Annotated in this window: 1 protein-coding gene; it reads right to left on the reverse strand. The window is 70.1% G+C overall.

Translation table 11 applies throughout. The features are described 5' to 3' along the window. Positions 1–208 precede the first annotated feature (208 nt). A partial coding sequence (locus tag EOD07_RS35205) for a DUF1501 domain-containing protein (RefSeq protein ID WP_127238422.1) occupies positions 209–1,152 on the reverse strand: 944 nt, incomplete at its 5' end.

Genomic DNA, 1,152 nt, shown 5'->3' on the forward strand with positions numbered 1-1,152 from the left:
GAGCGGGAGCGAAGCGGACGCGGAGACCCGAGGGTCCATTCCGTTACCTGGGTCGAAGGGTGCAGCGGAGTAGAATTCTGCACTGCCGCAGCGCTCTGAAGTCACGGAATGGATCCTCGGGTCTGCGCCGCGTCGCTTCGCTCCTTGCTCCGCCCGTGGATGACGAATGACGGGCGCTGGCGCCTATCCCTGACAGGCACGTCGAAGCTCACGCCACCAGATCCCGCATCGGCGTCACCGCCGCCGACTCCGGAAACACCTTGTCGCCGAGCACCGCCGCCGACAGCCCGAACTGATCGGCGAGCAGTCCCTTCAGCACCGCCCGCACATCGCTGGTTGGCGCGAGGTCTCGGCTTTCGTAGAGCTGCGCCGGCTTCAGTCCCGGCCAGTCGGAGATGACACGGCCGCCCTTGATCGCGCCGCCGGCGAGCAGCACCACCGTGCCGGTGCCGTGATCGGTGCCGACGGTGCCGTTGATGCGCGCCGTGCGGCCGAACTCGGTGATGGCGACCACCGCCGTGTCCTTCCAGCGCTCGCCGAGCCCATTCTCGAATTCCTCGAAGGCGCCGTCGAGGCCGCCGAGCAGATTGGCGAGCCGGCCGGTGGCGCCGCCTTCGTTGACATGCGTGTCCCAGCCGTCGAAGGCGAGCGCTGCGATGCGCGGCCCGTCATCGGCCGCCATCAGCCTCGCCGCGCCCTGTGCCGACTGCCGCATGCCTGCGGCATTGTCGAGGCCGCCTTTCGGCTTCATGGTCTTGCCGTCCATCTGGTCGCCCAGCGCCATCCGATCGGCGTCGAGCCCTTTCTGCAGTGCTGCCGCCAGCACCGGATCGCGGTGGTTGTAGAGGTCGAGCACACGCTCCGCCAAGGCATCCCCGGGCGTCGGCAGGGCCTGCGGCGCCCAGCCGAGCACGGGGGCGCCACCGCGGATCACCAGCGGTGTCGAAGGCCCGACCGCCAGGCCGCCGAGCTTAGCCACGCGCTCGCCCGCCGGCAGGCTGGCCAAGGCCCGGTTGAGCCAGCCGGTGGTGGCGTTGCCGGGACCCGGAAGGCCGCTTTCCAGCACGTCCTGGCCGTCGAAATGCGAGCGGTCGTGCATGCGGCGGCGACCGGCTATCGCGACCGCTCGCATTTCGACGGCCAGGACGTGCT

The sequence above is a fragment of the Mesorhizobium sp. M2C.T.Ca.TU.002.02.1.1 genome, from assembly GCF_003997225.1.